This window comes from Haladaptatus halobius (genome assembly GCF_020618475.1).
GTDB lineage: Archaea > Halobacteriota > Halobacteria > Halobacteriales > Haladaptataceae > Haladaptatus > Haladaptatus halobius.
In genome coordinates, this window is the sequence record NZ_CP085336.1 from 1,296,189 (window position 1) to 1,317,248 (window position 21,060).

Genomic DNA, 21,060 nt, shown 5'->3' on the forward strand with positions numbered 1-21,060 from the left:
AGTCGAATTCGACTGTTACTATTCCTGTGTACCTTGTATTTCTCGATATCCGACAGTTTCGGCGAGAACGGTGAAGACCACCCGTGACTGCTGCAGGGCATCTGATTCATCGAGTCCCGCCCGGTTGCTCACCCGCTCGATGAACTCTTCGAACGAAAACGATTCCGCTGGTCGCGGAGCGGCACCGATGAGTGCCTCCGTGAGTTCATTTGGAAGGGCGGGAGCGAGGTCGTCTTCTTGTCCTTCGGAGAGGTGTTCACCCAAGGTTTGGAGTATAGCGACGGTTACGTCTCGTACCGCTGCGGTTGAATCGAGATACGCTCGTTGCTGGACAGCTTCGAAGAAATTCTCCTCCCTCATGATGATCATGCGCCATCCAGACGATACAGAGATTACACGATCAAGGTAGTTGAGTGTGTTTCTCTTACTAGCGCTATGAAGAATAAATAATAATCGGACAATTAGATAGGGCTTTCTCATCCATGTGTTCGGCCGAATGCAGGATTGATTGGTTTCCACGCGGATGTCGGTGCGCTCAGACGGTCCGCTTCAACATTTGCAGTTCTTCGCGCAATCGTTCGGTTTCCTCTTCGGCTTCTTCAGCAAGTTGATCTGCATCTTGGTTGATGCGGTTGCGAACGTGGCCGGATGTTTCGCCCTCGTTCGTCTTGATTCTGTCGCGAATGTTCCCGAGTTCGTCACTGAATCCGTCGAGTGTTTCAATTGTTGCCTCGATTTCGTCGAACAGGACGTCAACCCTGCCCGACCCCACAGGCGAGAGATTCTCCTCGTTTTCCTGTGTATCATTTCTGTCCCCCATGGTCAATAGTACGGATTCGCAGTAAATGGTGATTCTGGCTAGCCAACAACGCTGGTGAAGAGCCCTGGCTACCCACTGACCAAGGATTCTTGGGCCAGTCGTCGTCCGTCGAGAATACGTTAGAGAGACTCTGGAGCGTTTGCCCGGCACAGGGAGGATGCGCTGACTGCAAATCGAGATGGGAATGCCGACCGTTCATATGATCGACGGTAAGCACATTCGAATCTCGACGCACACGGAAATTAACCGACTGATATTGACAACATTAAAATATCTTCGATTGCTGATTTAGTATTATAGCAGGTGGGTCTGCGGTTGTCGCTGCTACGCCATACCACCCCAAATCACTATATCTCCGAACATAGTATCCGTATTGAGATCCCACTATGTCATCTAACAACCAAAACCAAGACACGATCCGTCACTTCTACGAAGCTACTGGTGAAGAAATCTACGATCTCCTCGACGATGTTCTCAATGTAGATATCGTGCTTCACGATCCTCATCTGGACGACATCCGAGGTCGAAACAGGGTTGAGAACTACTACACGTCATTCCATGACGCATTTCCGAATGTCGAATTCACGATTGATGATTTATTTGCAACGAATGAAGGTGTCGCCGTCCGATGGACCGCAGAAGGCACCCACGAAGGTGAATTTTGGGGTATTGAACCGACTGAGAATGAGATTCATCTTTCAGGCATTGATATCGTGCGCGTCGATGACGGTCGGATCAACGAAGTCTGGACTGTCTACGACTCTGCAACACTCCTCCAACAGCTCGACGTTGAGCTACCGATCACGCCGCCAACCGGGGGATCATAGCAGTTTCATCCACAAAACTACACGAGATTGAAGGCCATTGAAACAGATCCAGCAGATGCACCTGCGTAGCCTTCCTGTCGATGAGTTCAGCGGTATCTCTGAATAGTGGTTAGACTACTATTCAGAGTTACTTTTTGCTTCGTGACCAAGTTCCTCCTCGACGGATTCCACCTGTTCATCCGCTTGTTCATTGGTCGTTCGATCGTCATCGATCTGCAACACGGTGCTGACTCGCTTGGCATCGACAGCCTCATGGGCCGCTTTCACCACTGCAAATAGTTCGTCGATATCATCTGCTTCAATCACTGTCCCCATTGCGTTCGTTTCGTATGAAACATCGAACTCATCGAGTTCTTCGACCGCCGCCGCGACATCTTCGGCCATCGAGGCTTTCGGAATCGGCGTCACACTGAGTGATGCAAGGACTGTCATACACACCGTCACGAGATACAGACTCTAAACTGTGAGGGCCACTCAAGATCGTCTGCCTGCAGACGATAACCCACCGGCTGAGCTGTGGTTTCAAAGTGAAGTGATCCTCGCGGGGGAAACGTGTTCGGCCATAGAGGAATGGTAGCATATGATCCAGATCAACGGCAAACGTGGTGGTGGACAACTTCTCAGGACAGCACTCAGCCTCTCGGCGCTCTATGGGGAGGCGTTCCAGATGCGTAATATTCGGCGCTTTCGACCATTTCCAGGGCTCAAACGTCAGCACGTAACCGCAACCGAGACGGTTGCGAGGCTCTGTAACGCAGAATTCGAAGGAGCTGCTGTGGGGTCACAATCATTGACGTTCCGTCCGGGAAGTCTCAACAGTGAAAATATTGCTGTCGAGATGCCGACAGCCGGTAGTGTGACGATGATTGTTGAGACCGTTTTGCCGATCACGCTTGCCTTCGAGAACCCGTTCGAACTGACAGTAACTGGTGGGACTGATGTAAAATGGGCTCCGACGGTCGACTACCACCGTTGGGTTAAACTCCATCTTCTCTCTCGGTTTGGGCTTGATGCAAGGATTAATGTTCATCGAACTGGTTTCTATCCGGCCGGTGACGGTCGCATAACGCTTCGAACGCATCCAGCCGCTCCCACACCAATCAAACTCAGACGACGCGGTGACCTTCGAACAGTGGAGATCTATTCAAAGGCGTCGAATGAGTTGGCTGCTCGGAATGTCGCACAGCGACAGGCCCACGAAGCGGCCCGGCGTCTGGAAAACCTCACTCTCCCCGCTCAGATAGCGACCGTCGATTATGTCGAAACAGCTTCGCCTGGATCGGCGGTGTTCCTTCGAGGAGTATACGACGAGACGCTGACTGGATTTGACGCGCTTGGCGAACGTGGAAAACCCTCTGAAACAGTTGCTGAAGAAGCTGTTACTCGCTTCCAAGCCATTCACGAGCGTGATGGAGTAGTTGATGAGAAGATGGCGGATCAGCTTCAAGTGTTTCTCGCACTCATCAGTGGGATCGTAACTATTCCGTGGGTTACGGATCACGTAGAGACGAATCTCGATGTTATTGCCGCCTTTGGAGGAGCCATTCGCCTGACGCGCCAAGCAAACGGCGCCGCCATTCTCGAACGTTCGAAAACAAATCGACGTCGAATCTAAGCAGAAGAATGTTCGTAGATCAATTAGTATGTTGATTAGATTGGTGGGTTAAAAGCATGAGAAGCAAACGGTCAGTATAGGTACAACCACTTTTGAATCGAGCGAACTCTACTCGGAAAAACTCGGGACTGACCTCGCGTTAAGCAATGACGAAGATATATTCGAATAGTTTCTTGCAAGTGACCACTCCAGAGAGCATATTTTGGAGGAGATTCCAAGTAAATGTATCAAGTGTTTGATTACCATAATTTTCTGACTTCCAAGGCAATTCTCGACAACTGATCCTTTGAGTCCGAGGAATTGTGGCGGCGCGGCGACGAACGACATTGGATGGTGTTCAACCCTCGGGGATAACGGCTATGTTAGTGCGGGACGCCAGAGCACTGGGGATTTGGGATGACTGACATCGTACTTCCGAAAAAGCGGGTGCGGGGCGACACCCTCCGCGAGCGTTTGAATGACAACGCGTATGAGCGAGTGCTTCCGGCGCGGTATCTCCGCCGCGACGCGTCCGGATATCCCAACGAAACGCCCGAAGAACTATTTCATCGGGTGGCGGAGGGTGTCGCGGCGGCTGAAACCGAGCACGGCGGCGACGCCGACGCGTGGGCCACCCGGTTCGAGACCATGATGACCGACTTGGCGTTCGTACCGAACTCGCCGACGCTGATGAACGCCGGGACCGACCGTGGACAGCTGGCAGCTTGTTTCGTCGTCTCACCTGAAGACGACTTGGATTCGATCTTCAGCACTGTCGGCCAGGCTGCGCGCATCTTCCAGACGGGTGGCGGGGTCGGTTATTCCTTCTCGGAGCTCCGCCCAGCGGGTGACCGCGTCGGGAACGGGGGCGTCGCCAGCGGGCCCGTCTCGTTCATGCGCGTGTTTGATGCTGCTTGTGGCGAGGTTCGCCAGGGTGGGCGGCGGCGCGGCGCACAAATGGGCGTCCTCCGGGTTGATCACCCCGACGTGGGACGGTTCTGCGTCGAGAAGCGCCGGGAGGAGGCACTCGCCAACTTCAATGTCTCGGTCGGCATCACGGACGACTTCTACGCGGCGGTCGAAGCAGGCGATCGGTACCCGCTGATCAATCCGCGGACCGGCGATCAGCACGCGGTGACCGAGCGGACGGCGGAGTTCTACAGCGCCGCGTACGAGGACACATCGCCGACCATGGTGGCCGAGAACTTCTGGCGAGACCATGCCGACGACATTGCCGGCACCGAGGCGTACCGCGGCGAAACCGACCTCGCCGTCGGCGAACCGATGATGCTACCGGCTGGCTTCGTCTGGGAGTTACTCGTCGACGGCGCCTGGCACAATGGTGAACCAGGACTATTCATGATTGACGCGACTAACGCCGACCACTCCTTCGATGTGAACCGCCGTCCCGATCACTCCATCGCAGCGACCAACCCGTGTGGCGAGTAGGGACTGGAGAACTTCGAGGCGTGCACGCTCGGGCACGTCAACCTCTCGTTGATGGTCGCCGACGACGCGACGCCGTGGCCCGACTTTCGGGAGGAGATTCGGGACGACCTCGCCTCGGTCGTCCAGGAGTTCCTCCAGCAGGCCCTCAACTGGAACCGGCTCGGACGGGTCGTCCGCGACGGGACGCGATTCCTCGACGACGTGGTAACGGCGAGCCAGTTCCCGCTTTCGGAGATCGCGGCAACCGTAGGTCAGCTCCGGAAGATCGGTCTCGGCATCATGGGCTTTGCGGATCTCTTGCTCCAGCTCGGCGTTCGCTACGGAAGTGAGCCGTCGTTCGAGGTCGCCCGGCAGGTGATGACGTACGTGAACACCGAATCGACGATGGCGAGCCACGAGCTTGCCGCGGAACGCGGTGCGTTTCCGACGTGGAGTGAGTCGAAGTATGCGACGCCGATCGACTATCCCGAGTGGTTCGAGCGCCACACCGGCCGGCGGGCTGCTAACTGGCCAGATGGATTTGAACTCCGCAATCACAGCACAACTACCATCGCGCCGACTGGGACAACAAGCATCATCGCCGACGCATCCGGCGGCTGTGAACCGCTATTCAACGTCGTCTACTTTCGGAACGCCGCCGAGGACGTACGCGGCGAGGATGCGTTCGTCGAGTTCGACGACTACTTCCTCCGAGTGCTGACGGCGAATGGCCTCGATGCGGACGCGGTCGCCGAGGAAGCACTCGAATTGCTCCAAGCGGGCGAGTTTACCGGCCCGAAGAGCCTCTCCATTCCCGACGAAATCGCGAAGACGTTCGTCACTGCAGCCGACGTCACACCCACAGACCACGTCCCCATGCAAGCGGCGTTTCAAGAGCACGTCGACGCCGCGATTTCGAAGACGATCAACTTCCCGGCGGACGCGACTCGCGAATCGGTGGACGAGGCTTTCTGCCTCGCGGTCGACCTCGGTTGCAAGGGTTTGACTGCCTACCGTGACCAGTCGCGGCGCGTTCAGGTGCTGACGACCCGACCCGACGAACTCGTTCAATCCGGCGGTCGTCCGGAAGAAGCGCGTTGCTGTCCGCTCTGAATCCATCTTATACAAGGGCCAATAGGCGGGTGGCGCTCGCAGCCCCTTACATACGGCAATCAAACTTCGGAACTGGTCGAACCTGTCGGTCTCGGAAGCGCGACGAACGACAGTTTCTCGATGGAAAACGGGTCATACACTGACTGGTGGCACGGACAGTAGATCTCGTTTTCCGCGTTGAACTTCGCGCTCGTAGGATCAGCTTTGAACAGCGGGACACAACAGAAGTGCGTACACTTGTCCAAGATGGCAATGAATCCCTCAGCTGTACTGGCCTGTAACCACTGATTGGTTTTCGCGGCCTGTTCGATTCGAGGACTCCGAATGATTTGGATGGGAATCGTTCCGCTTGCCGGCACATCCTGTGATCGCCAAGTTGCAGAGGCCGGTTTCCCGAGTCCTGACTTGCCAATGCCGTTCCCCCACGTCGTGTAGTCGGAGAAATCGTCGATGTTTACCTTGTCTCCCTCAGAGACATCCTGCGACTGCCACTCGTATTGTGACGTCGTGTACCGGAAGAAATTGTCCTGGTCTGCGTCGGGTTCAATGCCAGGATATGTCTGCACGCCGCAATACTGGAACCACTCCGAAGAGTACGTGACACCGCCCAATTTCTGCTCAGCGACAGTGGTTGTCCGGCCTCCTTTTTGTATTTTCTTCACTTCCGGCCAAACACCTTTCAAATCTCCGTTGTCGTCTATCTCAACGGGAATCTGTGGCATCCCCCGCGGAGCAGGCCCTGCGACGCTCTCAACTCCATAGTACTGTGTGAGACCACCGCCAGCACCAGTTGGGGCAGTCGCGGTCTTCATCATCGCTGCAGTTCCCGTCCCGATACCAACTAACGCTGCGCTTCCGACCACACCCTTCACGAAGCGACGGCGTGACGAACTCTCTGGATATTTATCTGCAGAAGACATGGTAGTTCACTCTGTACTTACGTCTATCACAGCTAATCTGTTGTGACCAGTTCATCAAAATTGCTCGCTGAAAGTAGACCGAGAGGGTTGGCTGTCGCCAAGTGTTAGTTCTCAAACGTTGGTGTTGTCCGTTCTGGAAACTCGTATCCGTCAGCTTGTTCCGTCGCCTCGTACATCCACAATGCCCCGTGAGACGTCTCTGCCTTATCATAGATCTTCGTCTCGTCCATCGTGATGAGTTTGTACTTCGTCCCGTCATCATACGGAACCGGAACGACCGATGGATGCGGAGCTTCATCATTCGTGTCCACTTCCAAGTCGAAACCCGTCCGATTCGTCGAGACCGTCGGGTAGTCACAACTCACCATCTGACCTGACATCGTGGGGTCAGCGTACAATACCTTGTACTCACCGTTGACCCTAACAATCCGGCCACCCTCGATCTGATTCGTCGAATCGTGATATGAATCGAGTACCGTCCACCCACTAGTCAACGAGTCATCGGTCGTCTCGGCGATTGACACCTCGTCGATTCCACCGGAATTAAAGACCGCACGCCATTTCCCGGCATCTTCGTCATAGATGCCGTTGAAATCGTGGTAGCCCCCGTTCCCCACGGAATTGCTCCGCGGCAGGTTTGAGTCGACAGCTTCCAAGTAATGTGTCCCACTGAGGATATTTTCTTCCGTATGCGTCACCCAAATCCGCTGGAAGCTGTCATCTTGTTTCGGGTCGTTCGGGCCGTTTCCGAATCCGCTCCACATTATCGTGAAGTCGTCGTTCTTATCGTCATAAATGACGTGTGACGCGACGTAATTCGAGATATAGTCAGTCTTGGCTTCCGCGAAGAGAACAGATTTCATTTCGATTTTGAACGTCTCAAGATCGATGGTTGCTATCGATTGGAATCCTCGATGGTTAATCGCCCCTGGTGTGAGCGCACAGTAGAGCTTATCATCCTTGATGAGTGGCGCTCCGTCCTTGTAGGTGACCGGAACCGGGCCACGGACTCCGATTTGGTACGAATAGAACAACTCGAAATCACTGAGCGTGACGCTTTCACCACCGCCACACGCCGTATGGACGTACGGGTTGAAACTCTCCCATGTCGGCCTATCGAAGAAGTCATACAGCGTGTTACTTGTCCCAGCTTTCCCAATGTGGGCGTCTCCGTAGTACTTCCAGCCGTTCTTCTCGCCCGCTTCACGGGCCAAACAGGAGACACAATCGCCCTGAAAGATGACGTACAAATCAAACGGAGAAGACGGTAGGGCGTAGTCCGTATCGAACGCCACTGTTTTCGTATGAGTCGTCCCAGTGTCGTCGGTCAGCTTCTCGAATAACTGGAATTGGTTAGCGGCCACATCACTCCCAACCCAGAGATAGTTGCTGTCGTCCTTAACGAGTCCGATACCAGCGTTCGATGCATCACTTACCGTTCCGCGAGTCCCACTGTACTCCTCGACGCGGAGCATTCCGCTGAAAAATGGCGCGATTGGATGACAGCGAGGCTCATAACCCATCGCTCCAAAGCCTCCCGAACGGTTCGAGACAGTCATCGTGCCCGCCTTGATGGTTTGACCGACGTCGTTCCCCGTGAGTAGATGCTTTCCGATCATATTGCCAGCACCTTCTGCCGCACTCCTGAATGGTTGGGCGTCCATCTGCCACCGATACAACGAAAGTGCTGGCATTTCATCCGTTCCGAACTCCTCGGGGAATACGTCACGCCATGTCCGATCAATCTCCCACGTTATCTTCTCAAGGGGAGTTCCGTTTGTGACCTCGGACGACTTTTCTCTGGTCGTTTCTGGTGATGTCACGGAAGCAGCTGTGAATCCTGCCGACCCAATAGCCGTCGCAACCGCTCCAGCCGTCTTTAGATACGAGCGTCGATTGAGTAACGGCTCGTTGTTCTCCTTCTCGCGTGCCATAGCGAGTTTCAATGATGGCGTACAATTTAAATAGATTCCGATTCAGTATGGCGATGTGATTCGACGCAACTCCGGCTAAGTCGTCGCACCTTGTGCAGTGTACGAACACCTGCATTCAATCATCGTTAACTCGTGATTCCGCGATTTCAATCTCATCATTGCGATTTCATCGACACCTTGTATACCCACCACCGAACACACGACTACCTAAATCAACGAGGAACCAGCGAACAAATCGCACGACGAATCAACATCACATAGATGACCTAGCAAATGGGCTCTGGCGAAAAGGGAGTGAACATGACATCTTTCGACGAACCGGTCAGAAATCCTTTTTGAAAGCATCACGAACATTCGATCGAACTTCCCCAAGTGATCCGTATGGCACCTAACACATGAACATCACTGGTAGCTTCGCGATGGTATCAGACTATTCTACGATCGCCAGTCGGAGTTTAGCTCAATACCGAACACGGAGCTGGGGCGAAAAGCCATGACTAGTCCACCTCATCCGCGTAAGCCGGCTGTCAATTCGCTCACTCGCCGAGATGCCCTCGTATTAGGGGCCACCATGACCCTTTCAGGGGTGGCTGGATGTATCGACGAGAAGACGAAAAGCGAAAACTGCGTCTCTCGACTCAACACCACCGACGAGGCAGTTCGTACTGAGGGCGGGGCGCCGCACGGAAAATTGGACGTGGTTGGGACCCGAGGGGCGATTTACGTCCCTGCACGGGCATTCAACCTATACCAGATGTGGCACGATTACGAACCGGCAGTCGTTGAGCGTGATTTCGACTATGCAACGGATGTAAATCTGAATGCGATTCGGACGTGGTTGTGTTACGAGGCGTGGGTGGAGGATTCGACCGCTCAGAAGAGAGCTCTCGATCACTTCCTGGAAGCCGCGGAAGATCGCGGTCTTTCGGTTCTCCTCGGTCTTTTCGATGGGGTCGGAATGGATCCAACGCAGAAACGGCTGACGAATACCAATCCGATCACAGCTACCGGTGTCAGTTCACCGTCAAAGGATGTCCTTCAAAACCCGCACCGTTGGGAAACACCGAAACAGTTTGTCGCCTGGTTCATGGCGGTGTACGGCGACGATGACCGATTGCTCGGTATCGAAGTGATGAACGAACCGGGATGGAAACCATATAGAAAGCGGTTCGCCCACGAAATGTTCGAAACGCTCAAAAGATGGCGAGCGAGCATCCCACTAACCGTCGGATCGACTAGCATCGCAAACAATACCGAGTACGTCGATTGGGGGAGTGAAATCATCCAGTTTCACTATAATTTTCCCAGTGACCGGGCCACTTACTGGGATATGCTCCGCCAGGTAAACGAATTGGCGACGCAACTCGACGAACCGGTGTGGCTAACCGAATGGCAGCGAGCCCGGCACGGTCGAGGGTTCACCTCGGAGCCGAAGGCAGGTGAGAAATCCCCTAACTATTCATCCCTTGCCCCACTAATTCACCGTGCCGGACTCGGCAACTTCTTTTGGTCACTGATGGTCAAGCCAGCGTGGGTTCAACCCCAGCGCAAGAATGGAGTGCTTAGCGGTCTCTTTCACGAAGACGGAGCCGTATGGAGTCTCGACGACGCACGGGCACTCAAGGCGATGTCTGGCGATCCGGCGTTTGACGGAGAGGAACGCAAAGAATGGCCGGAATGGGCGGCACGGATACCCGAACAACTGCCTTGACAATCTCCTTCTTTCGAAGAGCGAGCTGTAGGCTCGAATTTTCCGCAAGTTGGTGGCACCACCGTCTGAGACGAATTCTGGGAGCTACCCGAACCTGGTCGCGGATGGTGCTGAACGTCTCAGCTTACGTCGGGAGTTCACAACAACGCTTGCTTTATGTCTCGCAGTCAGATCGGTGAAACACATCTCGGCCGTGGTTTGACTCGATGGTAATGTTCCGTAGAGTAGTGTCGCTCGGCGAATCAAGTCCAATCCCGAGTAAATTGCCAGAGATTCGACAGTCATTTAGTACGATGTCGCGGACGTTTTCGAACGAGGTGCCGTACCCATTGCCGATGATGTGAACGTTGTGTACGACTCCACGGGCGACGTTTTTGAAGTAGAGACCCCGATCCCAATCGGTTACCGTTACGTTCGTGACGAGAATATTTTCGAGTCCGGTTGGGGCCGTTGCCACTATACCCGTCGTGTCACTTACTCCGCGACCATCGATCGTGTGACCCGCTCCATCCAAGACGACATTGTCCGATGCGATCTGGATGCAGGATTCTGAGATATAGGTTCCACCTCCTCGCAGTATATCCTGACCAAGTGTGTAGATTCCCGGCCGTGTGATTCGGGTCCGTGAATCGATTTGCTTCGTGAACGACATACGAGTTGATTATCCTCTGAGGCTGTTGCTCATATCTATTCTGTAATTGGGAAAGGTATTCTGACCAGTCTCTCAAAACGGAAATGTCTGCAGATAGCTCGTCGATAAATTATAAAAGGCGAAATCATTGAAGCGGCCACCTGCGGATATCAGCTCTATACCGCCGACCACATCCCGCCAAAGCACCGCTTTTGCCAAGTTTCGACTGTGATGACTTGGTAAGCAGACTAGCTAAATTCTATAGCTACTTGTTTCTTAACGTGATAATACAAATATTGGAGATTTGTTTAAAGTATATTGATAGAAGTACTATATTTTTATTTTGGCTCTCTTTCCTTTGTGAGGTATACTTATAGAGGTAGGCGACATTACTCTCTATTGGTATGACAGAGAGTACCAAACGACGCGATTTCTTAAAGAAGGTGGGGGTAGCGAGCGCCATTGGCCTTGCTGGCTATGCCGGCAGCGTCTCTGGACAACAACAAGGACAACAAATCAGAGTCGGAGTATTACAACCCGTAACGGGCGACCTAGCATCGGTCGGCCGACCGATCAGGGATGCTGCACTATTGCCGGCAACGCAATTGAACGACGCCGACACGAATTTTCAGATCAACACGCAGGCTGAAGACACCCAAACCGATCCACAGGCCGGTATCAGCGCGGCACAAGCGCTCGTCGATGCCGGGTATCCATCGATCACCGGTGCAGCGTCTTCAGAAGTGACGATCCAAGTCGCTCAGAATGCCTTAATCCCAAACCAGGTCGTCGGCTGTTCGCCCGCGAGTACGTCACCAGAGATTACAGGGCTGCAGGATAACGGCTTCATCTGGCGGACGTGCCCGAGCGATACTATCCAAGGACAAGTACTAGCACAGGTCGCCACGGATCGCGTGAACGCATCGTCGGTGTCGGTTATGTACGTCAACAACTCCTATGGACAAGCGCTGGCGAACAGTTTCGCGCAGTCGTTCAACGGGCAAGTTCCGGCACGGGTCGCCTTCGAACAGGCACAATCGTCATACGCCGCCCAATTGCAGGAGGCGATGGCAAACCAGCCAGATGCGCTGTTGATTATCGCCTATCCCGAAAGCGGGAATCAGCTATTCCGCGACTACTATTCCAGCTACAGTCGCGACACGCAAATTCTCGTGACCGACGGATTGCGTGATACCGCACTACCCGGTAACGTCGGTCAGCCCCTAACGAACGTCATCGGAACGGCGCCGTCCGCTGCTGGACCGGCCAAGCAGTTCTTCACGCAACTGTATGAGGATGAAACCGGGGGGCCACCGGGCGTGTTCACTGCCCAAGCATACGACGCAACCGCCATCCAGATTCTCGCGAACATCACTGGCGGTGCGCAGAATTCCGGGCCGAGTATCCGAGACAACATGCAGACGGTCGCGAATCCGCCTGGACAAAAAGTCGGTCCCGACACCCTCCCCGACGCGCTTACGTTGGCCGCTAACGGTGATGAGATCAACTATCAGGGCGCATCGAGCAGCGTCACCTTCGACGATAACGGCGACATCACGTCGGCCGGGTACGAGATCTTCACCTTCACGGAAGGCGGTCAGCTCAGACAACTAGACCTCATCGAATTCCAGGCTGGCCAAGGGCAAGGCGGAGGCGGAGGACAAGGATAAGTTGGCGATAGTCGATTTAGGCTTCCCTTCATCTCAGTTTATCCACCAAGAAATTCTCGACGAACATCATCATCCGCGAGCAAGGCCTCGCCGGTGTCAGCAAAGCGGTTTTGCCCTTGGGTGAGCACGTAGCCACGGTTACACCGTTTGAGCGCCTCCTTCGCGTTTTGTTCGACGATCAGCACCGCTGTTCCGGCATCGTTGATAACGTCGACTCGATCGAACATTTCGTCGACGAGGTCAGGTGCCAGTCCTGCAGAGGGTTCGTCAAGTAACAACAAATCGGGATCGAGCATGAGTGCCCGTCCCATCGCGACCATCTGTTGTTGCCCGCCCGAAAGTGTGCCAGCGCGCTGTGATTGACGCTGTTTAAGGATCGGGAACCGCTCGAATACCTCCTGGAGTGCGCCTTCTGGCACCGAATCGAGGATGTATGCACCCATCTCAAGGTTCTCTCGAACCGTCAGTGCCGGAAAGATATTCTCATTCTGGGGAACGTAGCTGATTCCCCGGCGAATGATCGCATCGGGAGAGAGGCCGCTTATGTCCTCACCGTCGAATGTAATCCGTCCACCCATGTAGGTTGTGAGCCCGAAGACCGATTTGAGAACCGTGGACTTCCCGGCCCCATTCGGACCGACGAGCGCGACGTACTCGCCGGCGCTCACGCTGAGATCGACACCACTGAGTATTTGTAAGTCCCCGTAGCCAGCATTGAGCCCGTCGATAATGAGTTTATCATGATATTCGTGGCCGTCCTCGCTTTGCTCGTAACTATTCGATTCGATCTTACCTGTGGTCATACGTTTGCTCCTAAGTACGCGTCGATCACCTGCTCGTCCTCCATGATTACCTTGGGTACGTCGTCTGCGATGACTCGGCCTTGATGCATTACGATCACGCGCTCGCAATTATTCATGATTAAATCCATGTCGTGTTCGACGAGGAGGAATGTGTAGCCCTGCTCGCTGAGGTTGTGAATCCGTTCCAATAACTTCTCCTCCAAGACCGGGTTTACCCCAGCGAATGGTTCGTCCAGCAATAGTACGTCTGGGTCGATCAGAAGCGCCCGCGCCATTTCCAGCAGTTTTCGCTGGCCGCCCGAGAGGTTGCCCGCATACTCCCCTGCGAGATGATCGATTTCGAAAAACTCGAGCATTTCCCACGCGCGCTCGCGAAGTTCGCGCTCCTGCTGGTTGACCTTCCGACGAGATCCAGGCAGTATCGTCCGCCAGAGTCGCTCGCCCTGCTGGTTCTTCGGCGCGAGCATCATGTTCTCGAGCACCGTCATCTCCTTCAGTTCGCGGGCGATTTGGAAAGTTCGTACCACACCGCGTTCGGCGGTTGCGTACGGCCGTAAGCCGGTGATCTCCTCGTCGTACAGATAAACCGAACCGGCGTCAGGCCGATGGACGCCAGTGATGCAGTCGAACGTCGTCGATTTGCCTGCCCCATTTGGACCGATGAGACCAGTCAGCGAACTCCTGTCTACGTCGAAGCTCGCGCCGTCAACGGCGGTCACCCCACCAAAATGTTTCTTTAAGTTTCGTACCCGAAGTGGGCGAACCTCAGTTAGATCCTCCGATGGTCGTTCAACTTCCGACGTACGTGCCCCACCATCCATCGCTATCGTGGGCGTCTCGACTTGACGTTGTTCATCGATTCTTGTTGATTCAATCGTAGTTTCATCTATGGGGTTTCTCATCGTTGCTCACCATCGTTGAATTCTTCTCTTGGGCGATCTTCTCCGAAGTGGTTCAGCGTTCGACCACCATCGGCCCGCCCAGGCTGAGGCTGGCGTTGAGACAGATCGACGCTAGAGGCAATCTCTTTGCGGTGGCCGAGCAGCCCCTGCGGTCTGTTTTGAATGAAGTAGACGAGTACGACACCCACCAACACGAAGCGGAACGAAGCGAGGTTCGCAAGCAAAAACGAAAACAGCGGGACAACGTCGAGAGACGCTAACGGCGCGACGGCAGCGACAAACGTATTCGGGGCATCACCGAGGGAGAGTAGCTGATCGACGAGCCGCCTAACAAAGGTCGGCCCCTCAAAGAGGAGGCCGACGAACAATGCGCCACCGATTACGCTGCCGGTGTTGGAGCCTGCCCCGCCGATGATGAGGGCGATGAAGATATAAAACGTCAAAGTCGGTAGGAAGCTGGTCGGACTGACGTACGACTGGCTACCCTGCCAGAGAATTCCGCCCAGACCCATGAACGCACATCCAAGCATAAACACCTTGATCTTGAAGCGGCTAGTACGTTTCCCGAGAGATGTTGCGACGAGTTCGTCCTCGCGGATCGCTTTCAACACTCGACCGAACGGCGAATTGCCGACGCGACTCAACACCACGTAGAATAGGCCAACGAAGACGATAAGCACGAACGTGTACGCCCAGTCGACGACGGTCGTCCCTTCGATACCTAACGGTCCAAAAATCCCGAATACGGCTTCGCCGAGCAGAGTTGGCGGCGATGCGGGACTCCTCGCGTTGCTGTAGAACAATGCGTTGATCGGATTCGACGGCAGTGGCATTCCTTGGGAAGCGCCGGTTCCAAGCCTGATTCCAGCGACCGAGAACGTCTGAAGACTCGTTGAATTGTAGGTAATTCGGATGATCTCCGAGAGTGCGAGGGTGACAATCGCAAGATAATCAGCCTTCAACCGAAGCGCGGGTAACGCCGTAATTGCCCCGACGAGTGCTGCGGCGAGCATTCCGCCAACGATTCCCACGAGAAGGGGCAGTCCGAGACCGGGAACCCCTCCGGCCTCGGGGTTCACTGGCGCGGTAAGCATTGCCATCGTGTACACGCCGACAGCCATGAAGCCAGCGACGCCAATGTTGAACAAGCCGGCGTACCCCCACTGAAGGTTGAGCGCGAGTGCGAGTAGTGCATAGACGGCCGCAAAGAAGGTGATTCGTTGGAGAGTACTCGCTAACCCATTGGCATCCAGCCCTAGCAGTACGCCTATCAGCGTAAATCCGGCATACAGCGCGAATAGCACGCCGAGAATCAATCCAGCGTCACCTCCAGGCATGCGGATTAGCCCGCGCTCAGTGCTCTTACTCATCACACACCACCTCGCCAGATGCGTACGGTCTTATCCAGCTGAACGTCATAGTTCTGTACGAGCGGCTCGTCTCCCAGTCGTCGTGACGAAGACGATGTGAGCGACCCAGGACGCCTCTCCATGAATCGATTGCGATCATGCCGTCGTCACCCCGCTGAAGAGCCCCGACGGTCTTATCACGAGGATGATGATCATGACACCGAAGGCAGCGGCGTAGGTGAACTCGGAGGGAAGCCAGATCAACGACAGCGTGCTCGCGATACCAATCGTGAGACCGCCAAGTACCGCACCATAGACTGAACCGATTCCACCGAGGATAACCGCCGCGAAGATCAATAAGAGGAGTGTCCATCCGTAATCGAACGAGATGGTGCCGGTTTCGAGGACAACCAGGTAGCCTGCAGCGGCCGTCAGCCCTCCGCCAATGATCCACGTCGCACGAATCACTCGTTCGGTCTGGATACCGGTCACACGCGCGAGATCGGGGTTGTCGGCCATCGCTCGCATTGCCTTGCCGAGCTTCGTCCGTTGGAGTAACACGTGGACGCCCCCCATCATCGATAACACGATGATTACCAACACGAGTTCGTGTGCGCTGATGATAAGGTTAATTACCGGCACGGTGTACGTCGGTAGCGTCCCACCCGTGACCCCGGTGCGACTAGTTCCAAAGACGATCGCGAAAATATATCGAAGCGCGAGCGCCACGCCGATGCTCGCGATGAGCAGGGCGATGGCGTTCTGGCCGCGCATGGGTCGATAGACGATACGATCGATCGCAAGCGAAAGCCCGACACCGAACAGAACTGCGACGACGAATCCGGCGAGAACCGCCATTGGTGTTGCGACAGCACTTGCACCCACGCTTCCCGCGTCTGCACCTCCGGTGACACCGACCAAGAATAAATCGCCGGCAGGTATTCTACCGAACCCAGCAATTAGATACGTCGTCACCCAACCGGCAAACGCACCGGCAGTGAGGTAATCGCCGTGGGCGAAGTTCGCGAAGTTGAGGATGCTGTACGTCATCGATAGTCCGATTCCGGCGAGCCCGATGATGAGCCCGATGACGATCCCGTCTTTCAGAAAGAGAGCAAGCGTGAGCCCAGTTACGGTTCCAGAAATGAGCTTCGAGACGAGATCAAAGATGAGCAAAGCGCCGATTAGTATGATGCCGATTTCGAGTGATCGCTCTACGAAGATCTGTTTTCCCTGAATATACGCTTCCCCCATTTTCATTGGAACTCCCTCACAAAGGGAAGAGAGGTGTAAAAGTAAATATCTTTGCACTAATCTGGGTCAGTTCGCCTTGCAATCTACTCCACATCGTGTCGGATGATTTCGATTGGAATCCCTAACGGTAAGTAAGGGTACTCGGTATCGCTTCACAGCCCTACCGGCAGTGTGTAACCTCTCGCCAGCAAAACCACGTTACCTTCACAAGGGGAATCGAGAGTTATCAAGGCGATGAGTTCCCCTTGGGGGGTCGACCAACTTGATCTCATGGGTATGAGGTCGCTGGCTTCGGTCGTAATCGAGTTGGCCGTAACCCCATACCTAATTTGATGTGTAGCGATAAATCGTTTTCCGCCACTTCACATGATACGTTACAAATTCAGTTAGGTATATCCGATAGATGGTCAGGTACTCAGTCCCTCCCTCATACTGATAAGGATCATCATCGATTTATCGACGCTACTTTCGGGATAGGAAAAGAGGCGCATAAGTAGTCAAAGCTATTCATTTTCGCGTTGCGTTGTGAAATATCCGTCCTTTAGTAGCAGACGGCAACCTAGTCTAATGACAGGAACGTTAGGCTGTAGTGAATATCAACTCTATTTCATATAGAATCGTCACAGACTGCTTATTTCTAAGAACAACGTCAGTCGTTTAGAAATCAGGGGAGATTACCAATCAGTAACATACCATTACACGCCTACCACTGTAAAGTATACCGTTGGCCTTCGCAACGCAAATCGTTCGCCCACAGCGTTCCAGAATCTTCCCAAGAACCAGACGACCAATCGAATTGAACGTACGCTTGTTGGGTTAGCACACTATTTCCTCTTCTTTTCGTGTGGATCGGCTTAGCTTCAGTCGACACCGAATCTGTCAGTTCTATTTCGGGCATTTGCCTGCGATTGTACCTTGAGACGTTGTTTGTATGGAAATCAATAAGCTGCGCTATCGGGGTCATACCCTTTCGCAAGCTTCCATTGTGTTCGACAATGGTTCGAACAAAAATGACATGATACCGAGACTCTCTCATCAAACTCATTCGACTCCTCTCGAAAAATCACGGGATGGGATTCAGTGAGATCGATAAGAGTTGAACAGTAGACACAACCAACGTACTGAGCCTCGAATTTATCACTCTCTACCGCCGTTCTCTTTTCAATCATAGCCTATTGTCAACGACTATCCGTATGGCGGTTTCGGCCTGCTGCAGAGTGACTGATGATTTTCGAGAGAACGCTACTCGGACGGTGTCGCCTTTCAATACTGGCTGCTCGTCGAACCGCCGAGCGACCAATTCGAGCGATTCCTCGTCCCGCATCCTGCGGTGCCAGTCCCCCAACTACCATTGAACCGTGACGAGCAAATAAATTCCCGCTGTCGAGCGGTGTTCACCGCGATACCATCGAAGCAGCCCGAGGGTGATTAGGCCGTGCGATTTATTCGCCTCAAAACCCTTTATCCGTCTGATTGATGAACGACACCGTCAGAACCCTCGACGAACTTGAAATCGGAGATTCCGTTCAGATGCGGACCGTAGATGGGACGACAATCGGCGGAGAGGCGACCGTCATTGACTTCGATCCTGAGGAGCGACTGCGCGTCGAACTCGAGCCGGATAACGAGGACGAGCGGATCAGATACGACGTACGGGCTAAACGAATCGACGGGGAGTGGACTGCGCCGCAGGCACGCAAGTACGAGCCGAACCAAAAAGACTGGCAGACACTCGGCGAGGTGACCGACGTTAGACGCGAGTAGTTGCCGGCCGCAAAGTTATATGGCTAGCCGTCGCACGCTCTCGAGAACATGGATTCAGTAGGCGATCATTCGCCGACGATCGGCATTTCGGTGTTTGTCGATCCATGTCCTCCGTTGACCAAAAACCTCTTCGACCGGCTAATTCACCGGCTTCGGTCGTGGGCGACGGTACACATCCTTCGTCCTGATACTACGCATCCAAATCTGTCTTCAATGGAATTGGATCTCTACCACATGGCTCACTGGCATCACGCAGCTATCCAGGACTTGAAGCGAGCGAGTCAGAACGGAGCCGCAACTATCAACTCTTATCAAGGGGTATCCGTCACGACCGATCGGTTGGCGAAACTACGGCGATTGCAAGAAGCGGGTATTACTGTTCCCGAGTTTCAGTTCGGAACTGACGACGAGATCACGCTCAATCCACCAGTTCTCGTCAAGCCTCGCAACGAACTGGACTTCCACGGTCATGAATTCGATTCTCTGTTCACAGACGACTATATTTTTGATGGGGAAAAGGTCGTGCAGCGATATATCGTGCCCCGACAAAGCTACAAAGTATTTCGGATTGGTGAAGCCATACGGACAGCGAAACATCATTGGAAAGATGGGACATCGCTTGAAAGACCCACGTCAAGGAATTTTCGACAATTGACACGGAGAGTCGCCGACGTTTTTGATCTCTCCCTCTTCGAACTCGACATTGTGGTTCATAAGGCAGCGTACGTAATCGATGTGAATCCTGTTGTGAGCTTGGAAGGGATATCGGATGCTGTCCAACTGTACGAAACCTGTCTTCGTGAGGCTATCTCACACTGATAAAGTCGCATCGCTACTGATTACTCTTCCGCGAATCTTCGACGCTCCGCGACTGTGATTCTGCCTTCGAAGCAGACACCGTTGTCAAGAGGTTCAGAATGGTATGCAAACGATGGGAATAACCTGATTGACGTCTTCACACAGCTCGTTGAAATCTGATTTGTAATGTGAAGAGGGTGATCAAGGTCGCTTCTCGTGTATACTTAGTCGGCAGCTTCTCCCGCTCTCGTCGGAGTCCGTCTAGCAAGCCATGCATCAACCGGCGACTTGATTGCGTAGTATATTCCACCGGCCACTACGGCACTTGAGAGCGCGGGGACGAGCCAGTCCGGAGCTTGAATCGCGTACACCGCACCAATGACCCAAGCGATGATGGCTGCGGGGTTCCACCCACGGAGGTACCAGTACCGACCGCCTCGTTCGAACAGTTCACTCGTATCGAAGTCGTGTTCGAGCAGGTAGTAGTGAACGAGGAGAACCCCCGTCGTCGGGACGAGCGTGACGGTAAGCGCCTCAAGGAAGCTTAAGATTCCTCCATAACTAAAGATTCCTGCGATCGCCAGAATCGTTCCGATTAATCCAGTTACCGTCGTCATGTAGACTCGCTTTAACCCAGTAATTTGGGAGAGCGCGATGCCGCCAGCATAGACGTTGGTCACATTCGTCGTCCACGACCCAGCAATCAGCAGGACGAGTCCCAGCGAGCCAAGGCCAAGTTCGACCATGATAGTTACCGGATTCCAAGTTCCGGCCGCGGCCGCAGCGAGAACGCCGATACCAGCGAGGACAATTCCGAAAGTAATCCACGCAATAGTCGCACCCCAGCTCGGGCCTTCCGGTCGCTGCGGATTCCCGTATCGTCCGTAGTCCATTGCGACGATGAGGAATGCCGCGGTCGCAGCCGGAAAGATGTTTAATGCAGCCCAGAATCTCAATCTTCCACCACCCGCGCCGCGTAGGGTGACGGAGTACTGCGTCACGATTTGGTAGACGACGAGCGCGAGGAGGACTGTCATAATCGGCACGGCGAGCTGGTTCAACCACTCGATCCACCGATAGCCAAAGATGGCGACCGAGGCCATGAGAATGCCCAGTACCCCTGCGAGAAGCGCGAACGGAACGTCGATGCCGAAGTTGGCTAAGATTGCCTTCGAACTCTGTGCGACGATGCCTGTCTGAACGCCGAACCAACCAACCGTTGCAATGACCATCGCAAGGGAGGGAATCACCCGTCCTTGAATTCCGAAAGGAGCTCGCATTGCGGTCGTTCCGGCCGTCCCTTCCTTCGTGGCAATCTTGGTTCCGAAGTACACCAGTACTCCAATAAAAACGATGCTAACTACCGCCGCCGTGAGGCCGAGGAGCGCTCCTGCCCCCAGCGTAAGCGACCCGAGCAGGAAGTTGGTGATGACGATCGAAAATCCCGCCCAAATCGTGAATATCTTCCAAAATCCCCTCGTCCTGTTCTCCGCTGGAATAACGTCTACCCCCTCCGTTTCGATTAACCCCATGGTATGGGAT

19 protein-coding genes and 1 pseudogene are annotated in these 21,060 nt (G+C 54.2%); 7 read left to right on the top strand and 13 right to left on the bottom strand.

From position 1 onward, the window contains the following. Window positions 1-18 precede the first annotated feature (18 nt). Together LIW51_RS23540 and LIW51_RS23545 are read right to left on the bottom strand one after the other, a co-directional pair. Entirely contained in the window at window positions 19-360 is a 342-nt protein-coding gene (locus LIW51_RS23540) for a DUF2267 domain-containing protein (protein ID WP_227377515.1), read from the bottom strand. A 175-nt stretch (window positions 361-535) separates the two neighbouring features. Next, window positions 536-820, bottom strand: coding sequence for a hypothetical protein (locus tag LIW51_RS23545; protein WP_227377516.1), 285 nt, complete (start codon window positions 818-820; stop codon window positions 536-538). 386 nt (window positions 821-1,206) lie between these two features. On the opposite strand from LIW51_RS23545, the gene LIW51_RS23550 reads away from it, so the two are divergent. Then, on the top strand, window positions 1,207-1,647 hold the full coding sequence (locus LIW51_RS23550; RefSeq protein WP_227377517.1) for an ester cyclase: 441 nt from the start codon (window positions 1,207-1,209) through the stop codon (window positions 1,645-1,647). Window positions 1,648-1,764: 117 nt separating this feature from the next. Here the strand turns inward: LIW51_RS23550 and LIW51_RS23555 are convergent, their stop codons facing one another. Next, complete coding sequence (locus tag LIW51_RS23555) at window positions 1,765-2,079, bottom strand: MTH1187 family thiamine-binding protein (protein ID WP_227377518.1); 315 nt, start codon at window positions 2,077-2,079, stop codon at window positions 1,765-1,767. A gap of 148 nt (window positions 2,080-2,227) precedes the next feature. Here LIW51_RS23555 and rtcA point away from each other — a divergent pair, with 148 nt between their 5' ends. Together rtcA and LIW51_RS23565 are read left to right on the top strand one after the other, a co-directional pair. Then, window positions 2,228-3,262 carry an RNA 3'-terminal phosphate cyclase gene (gene rtcA / locus LIW51_RS23560; protein WP_227377519.1) on the top strand — a complete coding sequence of 345 codons (1,035 nt, stop codon included), beginning with the start codon at window positions 2,228-2,230 and terminating at the stop codon, window positions 3,260-3,262. Between the two features lie 396 nt (window positions 3,263-3,658). Then, a pseudogene (locus LIW51_RS23565) lies at window positions 3,659-5,782 on the top strand (adenosylcobalamin-dependent ribonucleoside-diphosphate reductase). 59 nt (window positions 5,783-5,841) lie between these two features. Here the strand turns inward: LIW51_RS23565 and LIW51_RS23570 are convergent. Then, window positions 5,842-6,702, bottom strand: coding sequence for a Rieske 2Fe-2S domain-containing protein (locus tag LIW51_RS23570; RefSeq protein WP_227377520.1), 861 nt, complete (start codon window positions 6,700-6,702; stop codon window positions 5,842-5,844). A gap of 104 nt (window positions 6,703-6,806) precedes the next feature. Further along, on the bottom strand, window positions 6,807-8,636 hold the full coding sequence (locus LIW51_RS23575; protein WP_227377521.1) for a hypothetical protein: 1,830 nt from the start codon (window positions 8,634-8,636) through the stop codon (window positions 6,807-6,809). Between the two features lie 571 nt (window positions 8,637-9,207). Between LIW51_RS23575 and LIW51_RS23580 the strand changes: the two genes are divergently transcribed. Then, complete coding sequence (locus tag LIW51_RS23580; RefSeq protein ID WP_227377522.1) at window positions 9,208-10,347, top strand: glycoside hydrolase 5 family protein; 1,140 nt, start codon at window positions 9,208-9,210, stop codon at window positions 10,345-10,347. A gap of 154 nt (window positions 10,348-10,501) precedes the next feature. Here the strand turns inward: LIW51_RS23580 and LIW51_RS23585 are convergent, their stop codons facing one another. Then, on the bottom strand, window positions 10,502-10,999 hold the full coding sequence (locus LIW51_RS23585) for a right-handed parallel beta-helix repeat-containing protein (RefSeq protein ID WP_227377523.1): 498 nt from the start codon (window positions 10,997-10,999) through the stop codon (window positions 10,502-10,504). 383 nt (window positions 11,000-11,382) lie between these two features. On the opposite strand from LIW51_RS23585, the gene LIW51_RS23590 reads away from it, so the two are divergent. Beyond that, window positions 11,383-12,648, top strand: a complete 1,266-nt coding sequence (locus LIW51_RS23590; protein WP_227377524.1) for an ABC transporter substrate-binding protein — start codon at window positions 11,383-11,385, stop codon at window positions 12,646-12,648. A 38-nt stretch (window positions 12,649-12,686) separates the two neighbouring features. On the opposite strand, the gene LIW51_RS23595 is transcribed toward LIW51_RS23590, so the two are convergent. The 6 genes from LIW51_RS23595 to LIW51_RS39470 form a co-directional block, all read right to left on the bottom strand. Next, window positions 12,687-13,451 carry an ABC transporter ATP-binding protein gene (locus LIW51_RS23595; RefSeq protein ID WP_227377525.1) on the bottom strand — a complete coding sequence of 255 codons (765 nt, stop codon included), beginning with the start codon at window positions 13,449-13,451 and terminating at the stop codon, window positions 12,687-12,689. Further along, entirely contained in the window at window positions 13,448-14,272 is an 825-nt protein-coding gene (locus LIW51_RS23600; protein ID WP_227378256.1) for an ABC transporter ATP-binding protein, read from the bottom strand. Before LIW51_RS23600 ends, LIW51_RS23595 begins: the two co-directional genes overlap by 4 nt. Before the next feature lie 77 nt (window positions 14,273-14,349). Beyond that, on the bottom strand, window positions 14,350-15,723 hold the full coding sequence (locus LIW51_RS23605; protein WP_227377526.1) for a branched-chain amino acid ABC transporter permease: 1,374 nt from the start codon (window positions 15,721-15,723) through the stop codon (window positions 14,350-14,352). A gap of 135 nt (window positions 15,724-15,858) precedes the next feature. Then, window positions 15,859-16,962, bottom strand: a complete 1,104-nt coding sequence (locus tag LIW51_RS23610; protein ID WP_227377527.1) for a branched-chain amino acid ABC transporter permease — start codon at window positions 16,960-16,962, stop codon at window positions 15,859-15,861. A 932-nt stretch (window positions 16,963-17,894) separates the two neighbouring features. Then, a complete protein-coding gene (locus tag LIW51_RS40060; protein WP_438267383.1) occupies window positions 17,895-18,125 on the bottom strand; it encodes a DUF7576 family protein in 231 nt (76 codons plus the stop codon). Then, window positions 18,122-18,280: a hypothetical protein gene (locus LIW51_RS39470; RefSeq protein ID WP_368411835.1), complete on the bottom strand. Its 159-nt coding sequence runs from the start codon at window positions 18,278-18,280 to the stop codon at window positions 18,122-18,124. Before LIW51_RS39470 ends, LIW51_RS40060 begins: the two co-directional genes overlap by 4 nt. Window positions 18,281-18,432: 152 nt before the next feature. On the opposite strand from LIW51_RS39470, the gene LIW51_RS23615 reads away from it, so the two are divergent. Both LIW51_RS23615 and LIW51_RS23620 read left to right on the top strand, forming a co-directional pair. Beyond that, a complete protein-coding gene (locus LIW51_RS23615; RefSeq protein ID WP_227377528.1) occupies window positions 18,433-18,720 on the top strand; it encodes a hypothetical protein in 288 nt (95 codons plus the stop codon). A gap of 48 nt (window positions 18,721-18,768) precedes the next feature. Beyond that, window positions 18,769-19,539, top strand: a complete 771-nt coding sequence (locus LIW51_RS23620) for an ATP-grasp domain-containing protein (RefSeq protein ID WP_227377529.1) — start codon at window positions 18,769-18,771, stop codon at window positions 19,537-19,539. A gap of 203 nt (window positions 19,540-19,742) precedes the next feature. Here LIW51_RS23620 and LIW51_RS23625 read toward each other — a convergent pair whose 3' ends face one another. After that, window positions 19,743-21,050 carry a purine-cytosine permease family protein gene (locus LIW51_RS23625; protein ID WP_227377530.1) on the bottom strand — a complete coding sequence of 436 codons (1,308 nt, stop codon included), beginning with the start codon at window positions 21,048-21,050 and terminating at the stop codon, window positions 19,743-19,745. Between the last annotated feature and the right edge of the window lie 10 nt (window positions 21,051-21,060).